Origin of the sequence: Leucobacter massiliensis, from assembly GCF_002982315.1 — a bacterium.
Taxonomy (GTDB): domain Bacteria; phylum Actinomycetota; class Actinomycetes; order Actinomycetales; family Microbacteriaceae; genus Leucobacter; species Leucobacter massiliensis.
Genome location: NZ_MWZD01000022.1, coordinates 189755 through 206293 on the forward strand (window position 1 = coordinate 189755; position 16539 = coordinate 206293).

The following is a 16539-nucleotide window of genomic DNA, read 5'->3' on the forward strand; positions in this document are numbered from 1 at the left end:
AAGAGGGGCGGTGGGCCGTGCAGTTCGAGCGCATGAGCGCCAGCGAGCGCCGCACCCTCCCGCCCGCCGTCGCCGTGTCCGTCGTGGCATTCGCGCTGAAGCCGCCCGAGGATGCGATCCTCGGCGCCCCGGAGGTGCCTCCCGGGGAGATCCGCCTCTGGATCCCGCTCGTCCGTCGCACCCGGGCGCCATTCCTGGGCATGTGGGCGCTGCCGGGCGGTCCCACCCGCTGGGATGAGACGCTGAGCGACACCGCGCTGCGCACGCTGCGCGCCGCCGTGCGCCGCGATCCGGGCACCCTCGAGCAGCTCTACTCCTTCGGCGGCGTCGAACGCTCCGCACAGGCCCAGCGGCTGGTCACCATCGCCTACTGGGCGCTCTACGGCGAACACGAGCTCGCTGCGCCCCCGATTCGCCGATCCCGTACGGAGGGTGCGTCGTCTGCGTCGCCCGCCGCGGAGCCGGGCACGCCGTCCCCGCGACGCTGGGACGATCCCGAGCACCCCGCCGATCCCCACCCGAGCGGCGAGTGCCCGGTGACGGGACCGGCCGACGCGGGCGAAGCGGACCCGAATGTGGCCTGGTTCTCCGCCGACAGCCTGCCCGAGCTCGCCTTCGACCACCGTGAGATCGTGGCCTACGCGCTCGCCCGACTGCGCTCCCAGACGGAGTACGCCTCTGTCGCGCACCGCTTCCTCGGGCCCGTGTTCACGCTCGCGAGGCTGCGCACCGTCACCGAGGCGGTGCTCGGCGCGGCCGTCGACCCCGCGAACTTCCGGCGTCAGGTGCTCGCGCAGGGCCGGCTCATCGACACGGGGGAGCTCGAGACGGGTGCGCCGCACCGTCCCGCCCGGCTCTATCGCTTCCGAGAAGAGCCGCCGGACGGTGCCCGGCCGGAACCGCCGGAGCCAGGCGCCCACGCCCGCCGTCCCGCCGCACCGGGCAGCCGCGGCGCGGCGCCCGGTGAGCCCCGTGCGCCGCACGGTCCCGCGCCGAGCACGCGCCCTCGACCCGTCAGAACACCCCCGCAGACCGCCCAGCAGACCGCCCCGAGGAGCGCACCATGACGAGCGTCCACGAACTCATCCGCGAAGCCGCCGAGCGCGAGGCCGCCGGGCGCGCCGCCGCCGCCCGCGCGCCCAGGGGACGCCCCGCAGGCGCCCCGCACCGCAGGCCCATCGCGCTGCGCGCGACGGGAGCGTCCAGCTGCGACGCCGGCCTCTCCAGCGACCCCTGGGCGATCGACCGCGGCCCCGGCTACGGACCGGGCGCCTCGGCCGCCGACGCGATCCCGGGCGACGCTCCGCGTCAGGGTCCGCTGCCCGAGCGCTACACGAGCGCCACCGAGGAGCAGCTCCACGACTGGATCGCCGCCGCCAAGGAGGCCCTCGGATCGCGCGTGCAGATCCTCGGGCACTTCTACCAGCGGGACGAGATCGTGCAGCACGCCGACTTCGTGGGCGACTCCTTCATGCTCGCCCAGGCCGCGAAGCAGCATCCCGAGGCCGAGGCCTTCGTCTTCTGCGGCGTGCACTTCATGGCGGAGACCGCCGACATCCTCTCCGGGCCCGAGCAGGCGGTGATCCTGCCCAACCTCGCCGCCGGCTGCTCGATGGCCGACATGGCAACGATCGACCAGGTGGAGCAGTGCTGGCGCGAACTGACCGCGGCGCTCGGTGAGGAGAACGGCGGGAGCGGGCTGCAGCCCGTGATCCCCGTCACCTACATGAACTCCTCCGCAGCGATCAAGGCCTTCTGCGGCCGCAACGGCGGCATCGTCTGCACCTCCTCGAACGCGCGCACGGTGCTCGAATGGGCCTTCGCACGCGGTCAGCGGGTCGTGTTCTTCCCGGATCAGCACCTCGGGCGCAACACCGCGAAGGCGATGGGGATCGGCGAGGAGCAGATGCCGCTCTGGCGTCCGCACCTGCCCCTCGGGGGCAACACCGCCGAACAGCTGCGCGAGGCCCGGGTGATCCTGTGGAACGGCTTCTGCTCGGTGCACAAGCGCTTCACCGTCGCGCAGATCGAGCAGGCGCGCGCCGAACACCCCGGCGTGCGGGTGATCGTGCACCCGGAGTGCCCGGCCGCGGTCGTCGAGGCGGCAGACGGAGCAGGATCCACCGAGTACATCCGGAAGGAGATCGAGGCGGCGGCCCCCGGCACGGTGATCGCCGTCGGCACCGAGATCAACCTCGTCAACCGCCTGCAGCAGCAGCGCCCGGACCTCACGGTCTTCTGCCTCGATCCCGTGGTCTGCCCCTGCTCGACCATGTACCGCATCCACCCCGCCTACCTCGCCTGGACGCTCGAATCGCTGCTCGCCGGTGAGACCCCCAACCGCATCGTCGTCGACGGGACGGTGGCGGCCGACTCGCGCGTGGCGCTCGAACGCATGCTCGCGGCACGGCCGTGATCCTCGTCATCGGCTCGGGGGTCGCGGGGATCCGCGCGGCGCTCGCCGCGGCGGGGTCCGGGGCCGAGGTCACGCTGGTGACGCCGGGGGTGCTGCTCGGCGGCGGCGCGGAGACGGGCGGGGCCGCGGATCGCGGAGTCTCGGATCCCGCAGCGCAGTGCGGCAGCGAGGGGCTCAGAGCGCTCGCCGGCGGCAGCACCGCCCTCGCGCAGGGCGGGATCGCCGCGGCGCTCGCCGATGACGACACCCCCGGGCTGCACCTCGCCGACACGCTGGCCGCCGGCGCCGGCATCGTCGACTCCGAGGCCGCCGGGCTGCTGGTGCGCGAGGGCGCGCGGGCCGTGCGCGAGCTGCTCGCGGAGGGCTTCGAAGCGGACCGGGCTCCCGGCGGCTCGGTGGCGCTGGGCCTCGAAGCCGCGCACGTGCGCAAGCGGATCGTGCATGCGGGAGGCGACCGCACAGGGGCGGTGCTGCACGCGCACCTGGTGTCGCGGCTGCGCGCGGCCGTCGCGGCGGGGCGGATCGTGCTGCGCGAGCGCTGCACCGCGATCGCGCTGATCCGGGAAGCCGGTGCGGTGGCCGGGGCCGAACTGCGCGGCCCGGCCGGGATCGAGGCGTGCCGCGCCGGGGCGACCGTGCTCGCAAGCGGCGGCTACGCGGGGCTGTACGCGCGCAGCTCGAACCCCCTCGGCTCACGCGGTGCGGGGGTGCTGCTCGCGGGCCGGGCCGGGGCCCTCCTCGCCGATCTGGAGTTCGTGCAGTTCCACCCCACGGTGCTGCACGGCACGGGGACGCTGATCTCGGAGGCGGTGCGCGGTGCGGGGGCGGTGCTGCTCGACGGTTCGGGAACGCGCTACCTGGTGCCGCGCCACCCGCTCGCCGAGCTCGCCCCGCGCGATGTGGTGTCTCGCGAGACCACGCGGCTGCTGGCCGAGCGCGGCGAGGACCACGTGCTGCTCGACGCGACCGGGATCGAGCGAGAGGGCGGACCGGGTACGCTCGCCGCGCGCTTCCCGGGCATCACCGCGGCCACGAGGGCGCGCGGTCTCGACTGGAGACGCGAGCCGATCCCCGTCTCGCCCGCCGCGCACTACTGCATGGGCGGGGTGGCGAGCGACCTCGACGGGCGCACGAGCGTGCCCGGGCTCTTCGTCGCGGGTGAGGTCGCGAGCACGGGGGTGCACGGCGCGAACCGGCTCGCCTCGAACTCGCTGCTCGAGGGCCTCGTGTTCGGGGAGCGGGCGGGGATCGCGGCGGCGGCGGTCGCCGGCGTCGCGAGCGGCGGAGGGGCGCCCGCGGCCGCTCGCGACGGCCGGGGATCCGCGGGGGCCTGGCGGCCGCGCGGGGCGGGGTTCCTGTCGCTGGAGCGCCGCTCGCGGGTGGCGGCGATCCCGGATCCCCCGCTGCCGGACGCGGAGCCCGGCGGCCCGCTCGCCGACCGCAGCGCCGGCATCCCCGCGCTCACGGGGCTGCTCCCGCGAAACGGCGAGGAAGCCCTGCTCATCGGCATGATCCGCGACGCGGCCCTCGACCGCACCGAGTCGCGGGGCGCGCATCAGCGCCCCGACCATCCGCACGCGGATCCCGCGCAGGCCGCGCGCCGCGCCGTCCGCTTCCTGCTGCCCGCGAGCGCGGAGCAGCCCGCCCCGCCCGCCTCCGAACGAAGGAGCCTGTCACCGTGCTGACCAACAGCATCATCGAGACCGCCGTGCGCTGCGCGCTCGACGAGGACGCGCCCTGGGGCGACCTCACCGCGGAGCTCGCGATCCCCGCCGACGCCCGGCTCGACACCCGCCTCGTGGCCCGCGAGCCGGGGGTGTTCGCGGGCGGGCCGCTGATCGCCGAGGCCTTCCGCCGGAGCGACCCGCGCATCGAGGTGAGCGCGCTCGTCCCCGAGGGGGCGGCCTTCGCGGCCGGTGAGGTGCTCGCCCGGATCGCCGGCCCCGCACGCGGCGTGCTCACGGGGGAGCGCGTCGCGCTCAACTTCGCCCAGCGCATGAGCGGGATCGCCACGCTCACCGCGCGCTACGTCGCCGCCGTTGCAGGCACGCGCGCGCGGGTCGCGGACACGCGCAAGACCACGCCGGGGCTGCGCGCGCTGGAGAAGCACGCGGTGCGGGCGGGCGGCGGCGCGAACCACCGCTTCGGGCTCTCGGACGCGATCATGGTGAAGGACAACCACCTCGCGGCGCTCGGTGCCGTCGACGCGGCGACCACGACGGCCGCGCTGCGCGGGCTGCGCGAGCGCGCCGGGCACACGGTGTCGATCATCGTCGAGGTGGACCGCCTCGACCAGCTCGACGCCGTGCTGGAAGCCGGGGTGACGGGGGTGCTGCTCGACAACTTCTCGCTGCCGGATCTCGCGGAGGGGGTGCGCCGCATCGGCGGACGCGCGGTGGCGGAGGCGAGCGGCGGCGTGAGTCTCGACACGGTCGCCGCGGTCGCCGCGACCGGGGTGGACGTGATCTCGGTGGGGCAGCTCACGCACGGGGCCCGGGCGCTCGACCTCGGGCTCGACGCGGCGTGAGCGGGGGCGCGGCCGGCGCGGCCGCTTCGGGGACGGGCGGGCGGGCGGCGCGCGGCTACCTCGACGCCGCGGCAACGGCTCCGCTGCGCCCGGAGGCGCGCGCCGCACTGCTCGCGGTGCTCGACGCGGAGGCGGCGAACCCGTCGAGCGTGCACGCGGCCGGGCATCGCGCGCGGGTGACCGTGGAGGAGGCACGCGGGCGGGTCGCGGCGGCGCTCGGCGCCCGCCCCGCGGAGGTGATCTTCACCTCGGGCGGCACGGAGGCCAACAATCTCGCGATCATCGGGCTCGCGCTCGCGAATCCGCGCGGCCGGCACCTCGTCACCACCGCGATCGAGCACCCCTCGGTGCTCGAGAGCTGCCGCTTCCTGGAGCGCGTCTTCGGATTCGAGCTGGGCCTGCTGCCCGTCGACCGGAGCGGGCGCGTGGACCCGGCTGCGCTCGCCGCGGTGCTGCGCGCCGATACGACGCTCGTCTCCGTAGGGCTCGCGAACGGCGAGGTCGGCACGGTGCAGCCCGTGCCCGAGCTCGCGGCGATGGCACGGCGAGCCGGGGCGCTCGTGCACTGCGACGCCGTGCAGGCGGCGGCGTCCCTGCCGCTGTCGTTCGGGGCGGGGGGCTGGCCCGGCCCCGAGGTCGACGCGATGACGGTCGCATCGCACAAGTTCGGCGGGCCGCAGGGGGCGGGAGCGCTGCTGCTGCGGCAGGGGGTTCCGCTCGAGCCCCTGCTGCACGGCGGCGGCCAGGAGGGCGGCGCGCGATCCGGCACCGAGAATGTGGCGGCGATTGCGGGCTTCGGCGCCGCGGCCCGCGCGTGCGCGACCGGGGTCGGGACCCGCGCGATCGAGCTGATGCGGAGCCGGGACGCGCTGATCGAGCGCGTGCTCGCCGAGGTGCCCGGGGCGCGGCTGACGGGGCACCCGGACGAGCGCCTGCCGGGGCACGCCTCCTTCACGATCGAGGGGGTCAGCGGAGAGTCGCTGCTCGTCGCGCTCGACGCCGCCGGGTATGCCGTCTCCTCGGGCTCGGCGTGCGCAGCGGGCAAGGACGAGCCCTCGCCGGTGCTGCTGGCGCTCGGCCTCGATCCGTCCCTCGCCCAGACCGCGATCCGTTTCACCCTGCCGGCCCCGCTCGGCGTCTCCGAGCTCGACCGCATCGTTGCGGTGCTGCGGGCTGAGACGGGGGCGGCTCGCGCGGTGTAACGGTCCCTGTGGCGTGTGGTGGACGAGCTCCCGCGGGCGAGGGGATGAGGCGGCCGTGCCGTAGTCGCGAGCGGAGCCGCCGGGAGGGCGCGGCGGATCAGGCGGCACGGGCAGCACGGCGTCTGCGCGGGGAATGGAGCGGGGCGTCCACCAGCCGCCCGACCATGCGGGGAAGCGGGCCGCCCGGGTCGGGGGCGATCGCGGCGGCGGCCTGCCGCTGCGCCACCGACTGCGTGCCGCCGAGCCACCACGCCCAGGCGCTCAGCGCGAGCAGCGCCGGGCGCAGCTCCTCGGGGCACTCGGAGACCGCGAGGAGGAGCCGGCGCTTGACCAGCGCAAGCCGCTCGAACTGCGTGAAGCCGGGGCTGGCGCTCTCGAGAATGCGCCGGATGGACCAGCCGTCCCGCGCCCGGGTGCCGGGCTGCCGCTGACCGCCGCCCTCGCCGGCCTGCGGGCCGTCGCGTGCGGGATCGCGGTCGATCTCCTCGGCGGGGCCGGGCTCGGCGTCGAGGTCGAGCGGGACTCGGGCGAAGCGGGCCGCACCGATCTCGCGCGCGAGTTCGATCGGGAACTCGGGCCGCGTGAGCACCGCGAGCGCGAGCAGCAGCCAGCGCTCTGGCTGCTGCGCCGACCGGATGAGCCGGGCGGTCGCCTCCGCGCTCAGGGGCCGCTCCGGGTCGCGGAGCTCGCGGGCCACTTCGGCCGTCTCGCTCACCCAGGCCGGTGACGCCCCCGAGGGGCGGGGGAGCGGCTTCACCGTGGCGAGGGCCCGCGCCACCGCGGTTCGCCGAGCCGGGTCCGCCACGGGCAGTGCGCCGAGTTCCGCGAGCGGCGGAGGGGCGTCGCCGAACGCCCGGATCTCTGCGGCGACCGGGCTCTGCTCGATCTCGGAGAGCGGGCGCCCGCCGGCGGGCGCGTGCGGGTCGAGGAAGCTGATCCAGCCGTCGGCCGCGACGCAGCACAGCTCGCGTGGCGAGAAGCCCTCGCGGCGCAGGCAGCGCAGGAGGCGGCCGGCGAAACGACGCCACGGCGCACCGTCGTGGTCGGCGAAGCGGAGGCTGCTCGTGATCACGACGGCGGGAGCGGAGTCCGCGCCCCAGCGCGGGCCGAGGTCATGCAGGGCGTCGCAGATGAAGTCGAGCAGCTCGGCCGAGTCGCGGGGATCCTCGGTGGCGGGCAGGTCGAGGCGCATGGCGTGCTCGGCCCGCCGGCCCGAGAAGAACACCACGAAGATGCTGTCGGGCGAGGTGAAGCCGACGAGCCGGGGAAGGGCGGCGAGGAAGTCGGCGCTGCTCTCGCAGCGAATGGTCGGCGGAGGCTCCGTGCGCCGCCCGCTGCCGGCCTCCGTGCCCGGCTCCGTGCGCCGCACGGCGGGGAGCCGGGCCGCGGGGTGCGGTGCGGGGGTGACGGAGGGTCGGCTGCGGTGCCGGAGTTCGGGAGGATGCGCGTTGCTCATGCCTCGATCATGCGGGTCCGCAGCGGTCGACGGCGGGCTATCCACAGGCCGAGGGCGATCTGAGCGCGGCGCGCCAGAATCGGCGAGGTGTGTGCGAAGGAGTGCTCGCGGGGCGTTGCCCGCGCGCGGGCTCACTCCACGAGTGTGCCCGCGACCGAGACGTCGATCGGATCCTCGGCGAGCGCGCGGAACGACTCCGGTGCTGCCGGCGCGGGCTCGAAGGAGACGCCCCCGCTCGGGGTCCAGACGAAGCTGCCGCGCAGCCGCTCGTCCTGTTCCGGATAGTCGGAGCGGTTGTGGCAGCCACGGGTCTCCCGGCGCTCGAGCGCGCACTCGAGCGTGGCGCGGGCGGCCAGCAGGGAGGCGGAGAGGTCGAAGGCGTGGGCGAGGTCGTCGAATCCCGCGATGTCCGGGTGGACGCCCAGATGCCCGGCCCGCTCCTCGATCGCCTCCAGGCCGGCGAGGCCGGCACACAGACCGTCCTCGCTGCGCACGACCCCCGCGTGCGCGGTCATCAGGTCCCGCAGTTCCCGCTGCAGCAGGCGCGGGGTCTCGCTGCCGCCTCCGCTGAGGAGATCCCGCATCTCCCAGCGCGCCTCGGCCACCGCCTCGGGGGCGCGCCTCACCGCGGTGAGCCCGGACACGTAGTCGGCCGCATCGCCGCCGGCGATCCGCCCGTACACCAGCAGCTCGATGAGCGAGTTGCCGCCCAGGCGATTCGCGCCGTGCAGCCCGCTCGAAGCCTCGCCGATGGCGTAGAGCCCATCGACACCGGTGCCGTGCCGTTCGGCGTCGACCCAGACGCCGCCCATCGAGTAGTGCGCCGTCGGCGCGATCTCGATGGGCTGCTCGGTGATGTCGAGCATCTGCAGATCGATGAGCGTGCGGTACACGCGCGGCAGCTTCTCGAAGATCACCTCGCGGGGCAGATGCGAGACGTCGAGGTACACGCCGCCGTTCGTGGTGCCGCGCCCCTCGACGATCTCGGTGTAGCCGGCGAGGGCGACCCGGTCGCGCGTGGAGAGCTCCATGCGCTCGGGATCGTACTTCGCCATGTAGCGCTCGCCGAGCGCGTTGCGGAGGATCCCTCCCTCGCCGCGCGCGGCCTCGGAGACGAGGGTGCCCGCGGCGTCGGCGGGTTCGAGGATGCCGGAGGGGTGGAACTGGACGAGCTCGGCGTCGCGGATCCGGGCCCCCGCGAGGGCGGCGAGCCGGAAGGCGTCACCGGTGTTCTCGTCTCGGCGGGAGGAGGTGTTGCGCCAGATCCGGGTGTGGCCTCCTGCGGCGAGGATCACGGCGTCGGCGTGGATGAGCACCGGTGTGCCGTCGACGACGTCGAAGCCGTAGGCGCCGAAGACGCGGCCGTCGCTCGCGAGCAGCCGCGTGATGTAGACGGTGTCGACGACGGGGACGTCGAGTTCGCGGGCGCGTCGCAGCAGGGTGCGCTGGATCTCCAGTCCCGTGTAGTCGCCGGCGTAGCAGGTGCGGCGGTACCGGTGCGCGCCGAAGAAGCGCTGGCTGATCCTGCCGTCCGTCTCCCGGGCGAAGGGCATGCCCCAGCGCTCGAGCTCCGCGATACCGCGCGCGGCGTTCCGGGCGACGACCTCCACGATGGCCGGATCGGCGAGGAAGTAGGACTCGCGCAGGGTGTCCGCTGCGTGCTGCTGCCAGCTGTCCTCGGGGTCCATGGTGCCGAGCGCGGCGTTGATCCCGCCCGCTGCGAGCGTCGTGTGCGCGTCGTGCTGACGGCGCTTGCCGACGGCGAGCACCGGGACGCCGCGCTCGGCGAGTTCGATGGCGGCCCGCAGTCCCGCTCCGCCGGTGCCGATGACGAGCACGGAGGTGGCGAGCCGGCGCTCCTGGGGCAGTGTGTCAGTGGTCGATGCGAGGGTGTGCATGCGGACCACGCTAGGGTCCCGCGGACGATTACTCCAATGAATAGATCGGATCGCGACGATGCGTTTAGGCTATGAACATGAACCTCGAACAGCTCCGTGGCTTCGCCGAGGTGGCGCAGAGCGGGCACTTCACGCGTGCGGCCGAGCGCCTCCACCTGGCCCAGCCCTCGCTCAGCAGGCAGATCGCAGGCCTGGAGCGCGAACTGGGGGTCGAACTGTTCCATCGCCTGCGCGGCAACGTCACCCTGACCCGGGCCGGCGAGCGGCTGCTGCCCATCGCGCGGCGCATGCTCGCCGACGCCGAGGCCGCACGGGAGGAGATGGCCGAGCTCGCCGGCCTGCGGCGCGGCCGGGTGCGGCTGGGGGCGACGCCCACCCTGTGTACCAGCCTGGTCTCCGAGGTGCTCGCGGAGTACCGTGCGCGCCACCCGGGCATCGAGATCGAGATCCTGGAGCGGGGATCGCGCAGCCTCATCTCGGCGCTGACGGAGGGCGCGCTCGACCTCGCGCTCATCGTGACCAGCGTGTCCTCCGGTGCCGCGCGGGCGGCGCTCGAGAGCGAGGCGATCCTCGGGGAGCGGCTCGTCGTGGTGTCGTCGGTCGCGGCCCCGGACCCCTTCGGGAGCGGTGGGGACGGCGAGGTGCCGCCTGGAGCGCCCGAAGCGCCAGCGCCAGCCCTGGGCGGGCCGCGAGCGGGAGCCGTCGTGCGGGCTGAGGTCGGGGCGCGGGCGCTTCCCGGGGCGGTCGGCCTGCGCGAGCTCGCCGGGGTGCCGCAGGTGCGGTTCCCCGAGAACTACGATCTGCGCGTCGCGGTCGACGCGGCCTTCGCGGCCGCCGGCCTCACGCCCAGCGTCGCGGTCGAGGGCGCCGAGATGGATGCCGCCCTGAGCTTCGCGGAGCGCGGCATCGGCGTGGCCGTCGTGCCGGCGATGGTCGCCGCGGAGCGGCCGCTGCTGCGCGCGAGGCCGATCGCCGACGGGCTGCGCCGCACGATCAGCCTGGCCCGCCGCGCCGATATGAGCCCCACGCACGCGAGCGCCGCCTTACAGGCGCTCATCCGCGAGACCGCCGACCGCCTCGCCGCATCCGGAAGCCCGGTCGCGCACCTCGTCGAGCGCGCGTGACGAGGCCCGCCCGGTCGTACGCGGAAGATGCGCACGGCCGGGCGGGCCTCGGTGGCGGCCGGCGTCGCCGGCGGCTCGAACGGTTCTACTTGATGTAGCCGTTCGGGTTCAGCACGTACTTGCGCGCCGCGCCGCCGTCGAACTCGGCGTAGCCGCGCGGGGCGTCCTCGAGCGAGATCGGCGTCGCGTTGACGGCCTTCGCGATCTGGACCTTGTCGTGCAGGATCGCCTGCATGAGCTGCCGGTTGTACTTCATCACGGGGCACTGGCCAGTGGTGAAGGACAGGGACTTCGCCCAGCCGAGTCCCAGGCGCAGCGAGAGCGAGCCGTGCTGGGCGGCCTCGTCGACGCCGCCGGGATCGCCGGTCACGTAGAGGCCGGGGATGCCGAGCGCGCCGCCGGCCGCGGTGAGGTCCATCAGCGAGTTCAGCACGGTCGCCGGCGCCTCGTGCGCGGCGTCGGCGCCGTGCCCGCGGGCCTCGAAGCCCACCGCGTCGACGCCGGCGTCGACCTCGGGCACGCCGAGGATCTGCTCGATCTGATCGCGCGGATCGCCCTTCGAGACGTCGACCGTCTCACAGCCGATCGAGCGGGCCTGCGCCAGCCGGTCCTCGTTGAGGTCGCCGACGATCACGGCGGCCGCGCCGAGCAGCTGCGCGCCGACGGCGGCCGCGATGCCCACCGGGCCGGCCCCGGCGATGTACACGGTCGAGCCGGGCCCGACGCCCGCCGTGACCGCGCCGTGGAAGCCGGTCGGGAAGATGTCCGAGAGCATCGTCAGATCGAGGATCTTCTCGATGGCCTGATCGCGGTCCGGGAACTTCAGCAGATTCCAGTCGGCGTAGGGCACGAGCACGTACTCGGCCTGGCCGCCGACCCAGCCGCCCATGTCGACGTAGCCGTACGCCGAGCCCGGGCGGTCCGGGTTGACGTTGAGGCAGATCCCCGTCTTCCCTTCCTTGCAGTTGCGGCAGCGGCCGCAGGCGATGTTGAACGGCACCGAGACGATGTCACCCACCTTGATGAACTCGACATCGGGGCCGACCTCGATCACCTCGCCGGTGATCTCGTGGCCGAGCACCAGGCCGGCGGGAGCGGTGGTGCGCCCGCGCACCATGTGCTGGTCAGAGCCGCAGATGTTGGTGCTGACCGTGCGCAGGATCGCTCCGTGCGGCACCTTGCGGCCCACGTTCGCGGGATTGACCCCCGGGCCGTCCTTCAGCTCGAACTCGGGATAGGGGGTGTCGACGACCTCGACCTCGCCCGGACCCTTGTAGACAACAGCTCTGTTCGTAGGCATCTTCGCCGTCCCTCCCTGTGCGCGCGCCCGATTCGGGCGCATCGACGTCTCCGCTGAGTATGCCACGGGTATATCAGTTGCACAACAGTCACGGGATCGCCGGAGGTCTCATTCTGAGACTGAGAGCCCAGTTCCGGGAGCAGCGGAGTTCGGCCTGCGGAACCGGTGAACCGAGGGATCCCGGGCACCCCTCTCCGGCGCCGCCGATGCGGTTCGCCGGTGCGGCGCAGCCCTGCCCGCCGGCTCAGCCGCGCTGAGCCTCCACCTGCGCGAGATCCGCCTCGAGCGCCACCCAGCCCAGCATGGCGCACTTCACGCGCATCACGAACTTCGAGACGCCCTGGAGGGCGACCGCGTCGCCCAGCAGCTCCTCGTCCGGCTCGCCTTCGCCGCGCGCCTGGATCATCTCGCGGAACGCATCGATACGGCTGCGTGCCTCGTCCACGGTCAGCCGATCGTCCCGCACGAGCTGAGACAGGATCGACGCCGAAGCCATCGAGATGGAGCAGCCCTGTCCCTCCCAGGCGAGCCGCTCGATGCGGCCCGAGACGGGGTCGACCGAGATCGACAGGTCGATCTCGTCGCCGCAGCTCGGATTGAACTCGTGATGGGAGGCCGTGAGCGCGTCCGGGGGCGCTTCGAGCGGCCCCTTACCCACGGGACGCTTCGAATGATCGAGGATCAGCTCCTGATAGAGCCCGTCAAGAGCGCTCACGCGGCCGCCTCCACTCCGAAATAGCGCAGCGCACCGCGCAGCGCGTCGATGAACCGGTCCACCTCGTCCTCCGTGGTCGTCACGTGCACGCTCGCCCGGGTACTCGAGGCGATGCCGAGCGCGCGATGCAGCGGCTGCGCGCAGTGGTGACCCACGCGCACGAGCACCCCCTGCTCGTCGAGGAACTGGCCCACGTCATGAGCGTGCAGGCCCTCGACCGAGACCGCCGCGAGCGCGACCCGCTTGGCCGGATCCGCCGGCCCGAGCAAGCGCACCCCTGGCGTCGCCGCAATGCCCGCCACCAGCCGCTCCACGAGCTCGTGCTCGCGCGCTGCGGCACGCGCCATGCCGAATTCCTCGAGAAACCCGACCGCGGCACCCAGGCCCACGGCCTGGGACACCGGCTGCGTGCCGGCCTCGAAGCGCATCGGCGGCGGCATGAACTCGGCGCCCTCCATGGTGACCCTCGTAATCGCCGAGCCGCCCGTACGCGCGGGCGGCAGCGCCGCGAGCAGCTCCGGTCGGCCGTAGAGCACGCCGATGCCGTTGGGCCCGAGCATCTTGTGGCCCGAGAACGCCGCGAAGTCCACCCCCAGCGCCGCGAAGTCGACCGGCACGTGCGGCACGGACTGGCAGGCGTCGAGCACGGTGACTGCCCCGGCCGCGCGCGCCAGCTCCGCCAGCTCGGCGACGGGCGCGACGAGGCCGGTCACGTTCGAGATGTGCGCGAAGGCGAAGATGCGGGTGCGCTCGTTCAGCGCGGCGCGCGCGTCGTCAAGGGTCCAGGTGCCGTCCTCCCGCACCGGGACGAAGCGCAGCTTCGCGCCAGTCTTCGCGGCGAGCCGCTGCCACGGGATCAGATTCGCGTGGTGCTCCGCCTCCGTGACGAGGATCTCGTCGCCCGAGCCGAGCGCGAAGCGCTCGCTGCCCGCGACCCCCAGTCCCGCGTTCGCCTCGCCGATTCCGAGCGCGACGATGTTCAACGCGTCGGTGGCGTTCTCGGCCCACACGATCTGCTCGGGAGCCGCGGCACCCACGAAGCGGGCCACCGCGGCGCGCGCCCCCTCGAAGGCCTCGGTGGCGGCGCCTACGGCACCGCTCGTGCCGCGGTGCACCGCGGCGTTCGCGGTCTCGAGGAAGCGCCGCTCGGCGTCGAGGACGACGGCCGGGCGCTGCGAGGTGGCTGCCGAGTCGAGGTACGCCGGCGCGGCTGCGCGGTCGGCGAGGCCGTCGGCCGCGGCGAAGTAGGGGAAGGCCGCGCGCAGCTGCGCGAGCTCTGCGGGGGCGAGTGCGGGAGCGGGCATGGTCTCCATTCTTCCACCGACTGCCGACACGGCGCGGCGGAGCCGGTATTTCCCGAGTACCGGGAACAACGCCGCCGGACGGCCCGGTATTCCGGCCCCGGCGCTCAGCGAGCAGGCCCCGGCGCTCAGCGAGCAGGCCCCGGCGCTCAGCGAGCCGTCCGCGGCGTCAAGAGCCAGTTGGCGGCACCGGTGAGCACCGTCGCCGCCCCGGCGCACAGCGGCAGCAGCAGGGCCGCCGCCAGGCCCTGCGACTCGGCGACGATTCCGGTCGCCGCCGCAGACAGCGACTGGCCGAGCATGATCCCTGATCCGAGCATCGTCATCACCGTGGCCGAGCGTCCCTCGGGGCTGCGCCCTGCGCCGAAGCCGTAGAGGGTGACCAGCAGCGGGCCGATGCCGATCCCGGTGATCGCGAGGCCCAGCGCGACCGTGCCCACACCGCGGCCGGGAGCCGAGGCCGAGGCGAGGATCGCCTCCCCGATGACGATGCAGCTGGCGAAGACGAGCCAGCGCATACGCAGCGTGAAGCGCGGCGAGAAGAGCGCGGCGCAGATCGCGAGGATCGCCGATCCCACGCCCATCACCCCGTAGAAGAGGCCCGCCGACTCCGCGGAGCCCCGCGCCTGCATGAACGCCGTCAGCGAGGTGAGGGTCGAGCCGAACACCGTGCCGACCGCGAAGATGCCGAGCACCACGACCAGCAGCGCGGGGCGCAGCAGCTCGGCGGCGGGGGCCAGCGTCGCGGCGCGCTCCGCAGGCGAGGTGGCGGAGACGCTCGTGCGATGCAGGGCGAAGGCGGTGACGAAGAGCAGCGTGAGCGCCGCGGCCCCCGCGATCGGGGCCCAGGCTCCGAGCGTCGTGGCCAGCAGGCCCACGATCACGGGGCCGAAGACGAACACCAGCTCGTCCGCCGCGGACTCGTAGGCCAGCACGGTGGAGATGGTGCGGGGCCGGCGCTCCGCGGGCAGCTCCGTCCGGATGATCGTGACGAGGCGGGACCGGGACATGGGCGAGGTCTGCGGCACCGAGGCGCCCACGAGGAACGCCGCCGCGAATACCGCGAGCGGGGGGAGCGGGCTCATCGCCGTCCAGGCGAGCAGGCCGAGCGCCACGCTGTTCACCCCGGCCGTGGCCAGCAGCGTCGGCCGCTGTCCGAAGCGGTCCGCGGCGGCGCCGATCAACGGGCCGAAGACCGCCGAGGCGATCCCCACCACCGCGGAGCCGAGGCCGGCGAGTTCCACCGAGCCGCGCACCGACACGAGCAGGGTGAGCACCCCCACCACCGACATCGCGAACGGCAGTCGCGCGACGAGCGCAAGAGGGAAGTAAGCGATTCCGGTGCGCGCGATCAGCGTGTCTCGGCGGTCCGGTTCCGGGTGCGGTGAGTGCATAGCCGACCTACTCTAGCGCCCGCGACCGCGTTCGCCTGTTCAGCGGTGCGCCGGCGCTCCGTTCAGGAGCCCGCCGGGAGCTGCACGCCCTGCGCGTCGAGGAACGCGCGGAACGCCGCGCCGTCGCCGGGCGCGCCCGTGTACGGTACGCCGTCCACGAGGACGAGCGGCGTCCCCGTCACCGTGAGCGAGGGATCGGCGGCGTGGGGAACGGGATTCGCGAACACCCAGTCGTTCAGCGCGGTCGCGAAGCCGGTGAAGCGGCGCTCCTCCACGCAGCTCCGGACCCCCTCGCCGAGGCCGCCCGTCGCGCGGTCCAGCTCCGCGAGCAGGGCGTCGTCGTCGTGCCCCGCCTGGCTCTCCGCGGGCTGGAACGCCGGATCGAGCAGCGCGGCGTGCGCGTCCCAGGCGGCGTCCGGCTGCTGATCCGCCACGCAGGCCATTGCGCCGGCCGCCCGCGAGGAGTACGCATCGGGCGACACCCGGTCGAGGAAGGTGAGCGGCGTCAGCTCCACCGCAGCGGCACCCGAGGCGACCGCGTCGGCGAGCGTCTGCGCATTCTCCCGCTCGAACTCCCCGCAGAAGGGGCAGCGGTAGTCGAGGTAGACGCGCACCAGCGCGCCCTGCCCGAGCTCGGACGCCTCGCGCGGTTCGGGCAGGGCGTTGTCGTGCGGGGCGTCCGAGCGCAGGAGCTCGATCCCGCCGTCGCCGTCGCCGGTGAACACGAGCCCGCCGGTGGACATGTTCGCGGGCCACGCGACGGCAGGGGCGCCCTCGCCCCCAGAGCCGCCGTCCTCGGCGTCCTGGCCCGGGGGCGCCGCCGTCGGCGCGAGCTCCGAGAACGGCGTCGCGAGCGAGGCGAAGGCCATCGCACCGGCAACGGCGGCCACGAGCATCGCCGCGCCGCCGCCCGCGAGACCCGTGACGCTCGGGGCGCGCCGCTGCCGCAGCACGAGCGCCACGATCCCGAGCACGACCGCCACGAGGCCCAGGGCTGCGCCGACGGCGGTGACGGGCGGCGCGTAGAACACGCCGACCAGCGCCGTCAGCAGTGCGAGGAGGCCGAGCGCCATCGCGGTGATCGCGAGGCCCCGGCCGGGGCGCGCCGAACCGTTCGCGTAGGGGTGGGGTGGCGGCGAGAACGGGTGCTGCGGAGCGCTCATGGGGTCCATCCTCTCAGACACCCGCCCCGCCCGAATCGGGGAG

At 74.4% G+C, this 16539-nt stretch carries 13 protein-coding genes; 6 read left to right on the top strand and 7 right to left on the bottom strand.

Annotation, left to right across the window (positions count from 1 at the left end; translation table 11 throughout):
- Nucleotides 1-32: 32 nt before the first annotated feature.
- From B4915_RS13060 to B4915_RS13080, 5 genes are read left to right on the top strand one after another with little or no spacing between them, the layout of a single operon-like run.
- A complete protein-coding gene (locus B4915_RS13060; protein ID WP_181158593.1) occupies nt 33-1067 on the top strand; it encodes an NUDIX hydrolase in 1035 nt (344 codons plus the stop codon).
- Nucleotides 1064-2416, top strand: coding sequence for a quinolinate synthase NadA (gene nadA, locus B4915_RS13065; protein WP_105806242.1), 1353 nt, complete (start codon nt 1064-1066; stop codon nt 2414-2416). Before B4915_RS13060 ends, nadA begins: the two co-directional genes overlap by 4 nt.
- A complete protein-coding gene (locus B4915_RS13070; protein ID WP_105806243.1) occupies nt 2413-4101 on the top strand; it encodes an L-aspartate oxidase in 1689 nt (562 codons plus the stop codon). The genes nadA and B4915_RS13070 overlap by 4 nt, the downstream gene beginning before the upstream one ends.
- On the top strand, nt 4095-4943 hold the full coding sequence (gene nadC, locus B4915_RS13075) for a carboxylating nicotinate-nucleotide diphosphorylase (RefSeq protein ID WP_105806244.1): 849 nt from the start codon (nt 4095-4097) through the stop codon (nt 4941-4943). Before B4915_RS13070 ends, nadC begins: the two co-directional genes overlap by 7 nt.
- The gene (locus tag B4915_RS13080) at nt 4940-6145 is read left to right on the top strand and encodes a cysteine desulfurase family protein (RefSeq protein ID WP_105806245.1); all 1206 of its coding nucleotides are present in this window, start codon (nt 4940-4942) and stop codon (nt 6143-6145) included. The genes nadC and B4915_RS13080 overlap by 4 nt, the downstream gene beginning before the upstream one ends.
- A gap of 97 nt (nt 6146-6242) precedes the next feature.
- Here the strand turns inward: B4915_RS13080 and B4915_RS13085 are convergent, their stop codons facing one another.
- Both B4915_RS13085 and B4915_RS13090 read right to left on the bottom strand, forming a co-directional pair.
- A complete protein-coding gene (locus B4915_RS13085) occupies nt 6243-7601 on the bottom strand; it encodes a DUF4192 family protein (RefSeq protein WP_105806246.1) in 1359 nt (452 codons plus the stop codon).
- A gap of 131 nt (nt 7602-7732) precedes the next feature.
- Nucleotides 7733-9499, bottom strand: a complete 1767-nt coding sequence (locus B4915_RS13090; protein ID WP_105806283.1) for an FAD-dependent oxidoreductase — start codon at nt 9497-9499, stop codon at nt 7733-7735.
- A gap of 77 nt (nt 9500-9576) precedes the next feature.
- Here B4915_RS13090 and B4915_RS13095 point away from each other — a divergent pair, with 77 nt between their 5' ends.
- Complete coding sequence (locus tag B4915_RS13095; protein ID WP_105806284.1) at nt 9577-10623, top strand: LysR family transcriptional regulator; 1047 nt, start codon at nt 9577-9579, stop codon at nt 10621-10623.
- An 85-nt stretch (nt 10624-10708) separates the two neighbouring features.
- Here the strand turns inward: B4915_RS13095 and fdhA are convergent, their stop codons facing one another.
- The 5 genes from fdhA to B4915_RS13120 form a co-directional block, all read right to left on the bottom strand.
- A complete protein-coding gene (gene fdhA, locus B4915_RS13100; protein WP_105806285.1) occupies nt 10709-11923 on the bottom strand; it encodes a formaldehyde dehydrogenase, glutathione-independent in 1215 nt (404 codons plus the stop codon).
- 244 nt (nt 11924-12167) lie between these two features.
- Nucleotides 12168-12638 carry a Fe-S cluster assembly sulfur transfer protein SufU gene (gene sufU, locus B4915_RS13105; protein ID WP_105806247.1) on the bottom strand — a complete coding sequence of 157 codons (471 nt, stop codon included), beginning with the start codon at nt 12636-12638 and terminating at the stop codon, nt 12168-12170.
- Nucleotides 12635-13951 (bottom strand): aminotransferase class V-fold PLP-dependent enzyme, encoded by a 1317-nt coding sequence (locus B4915_RS13110; protein WP_105806248.1) that lies wholly within the window; start codon nt 13949-13951, stop codon nt 12635-12637. Before B4915_RS13110 ends, sufU begins: the two co-directional genes overlap by 4 nt.
- 137 nt (nt 13952-14088) lie before the next feature.
- Nucleotides 14089-15333, bottom strand: coding sequence for an MFS transporter (locus tag B4915_RS13115; protein WP_105806249.1), 1245 nt, complete (start codon nt 15331-15333; stop codon nt 14089-14091).
- Between the two features lie 62 nt (nt 15334-15395).
- Nucleotides 15396-16496 (bottom strand): DsbA family protein, encoded by a 1101-nt coding sequence (locus B4915_RS13120; protein ID WP_105806250.1) that lies wholly within the window; start codon nt 16494-16496, stop codon nt 15396-15398.
- Nucleotides 16497-16539 lie beyond the last annotated feature (43 nt).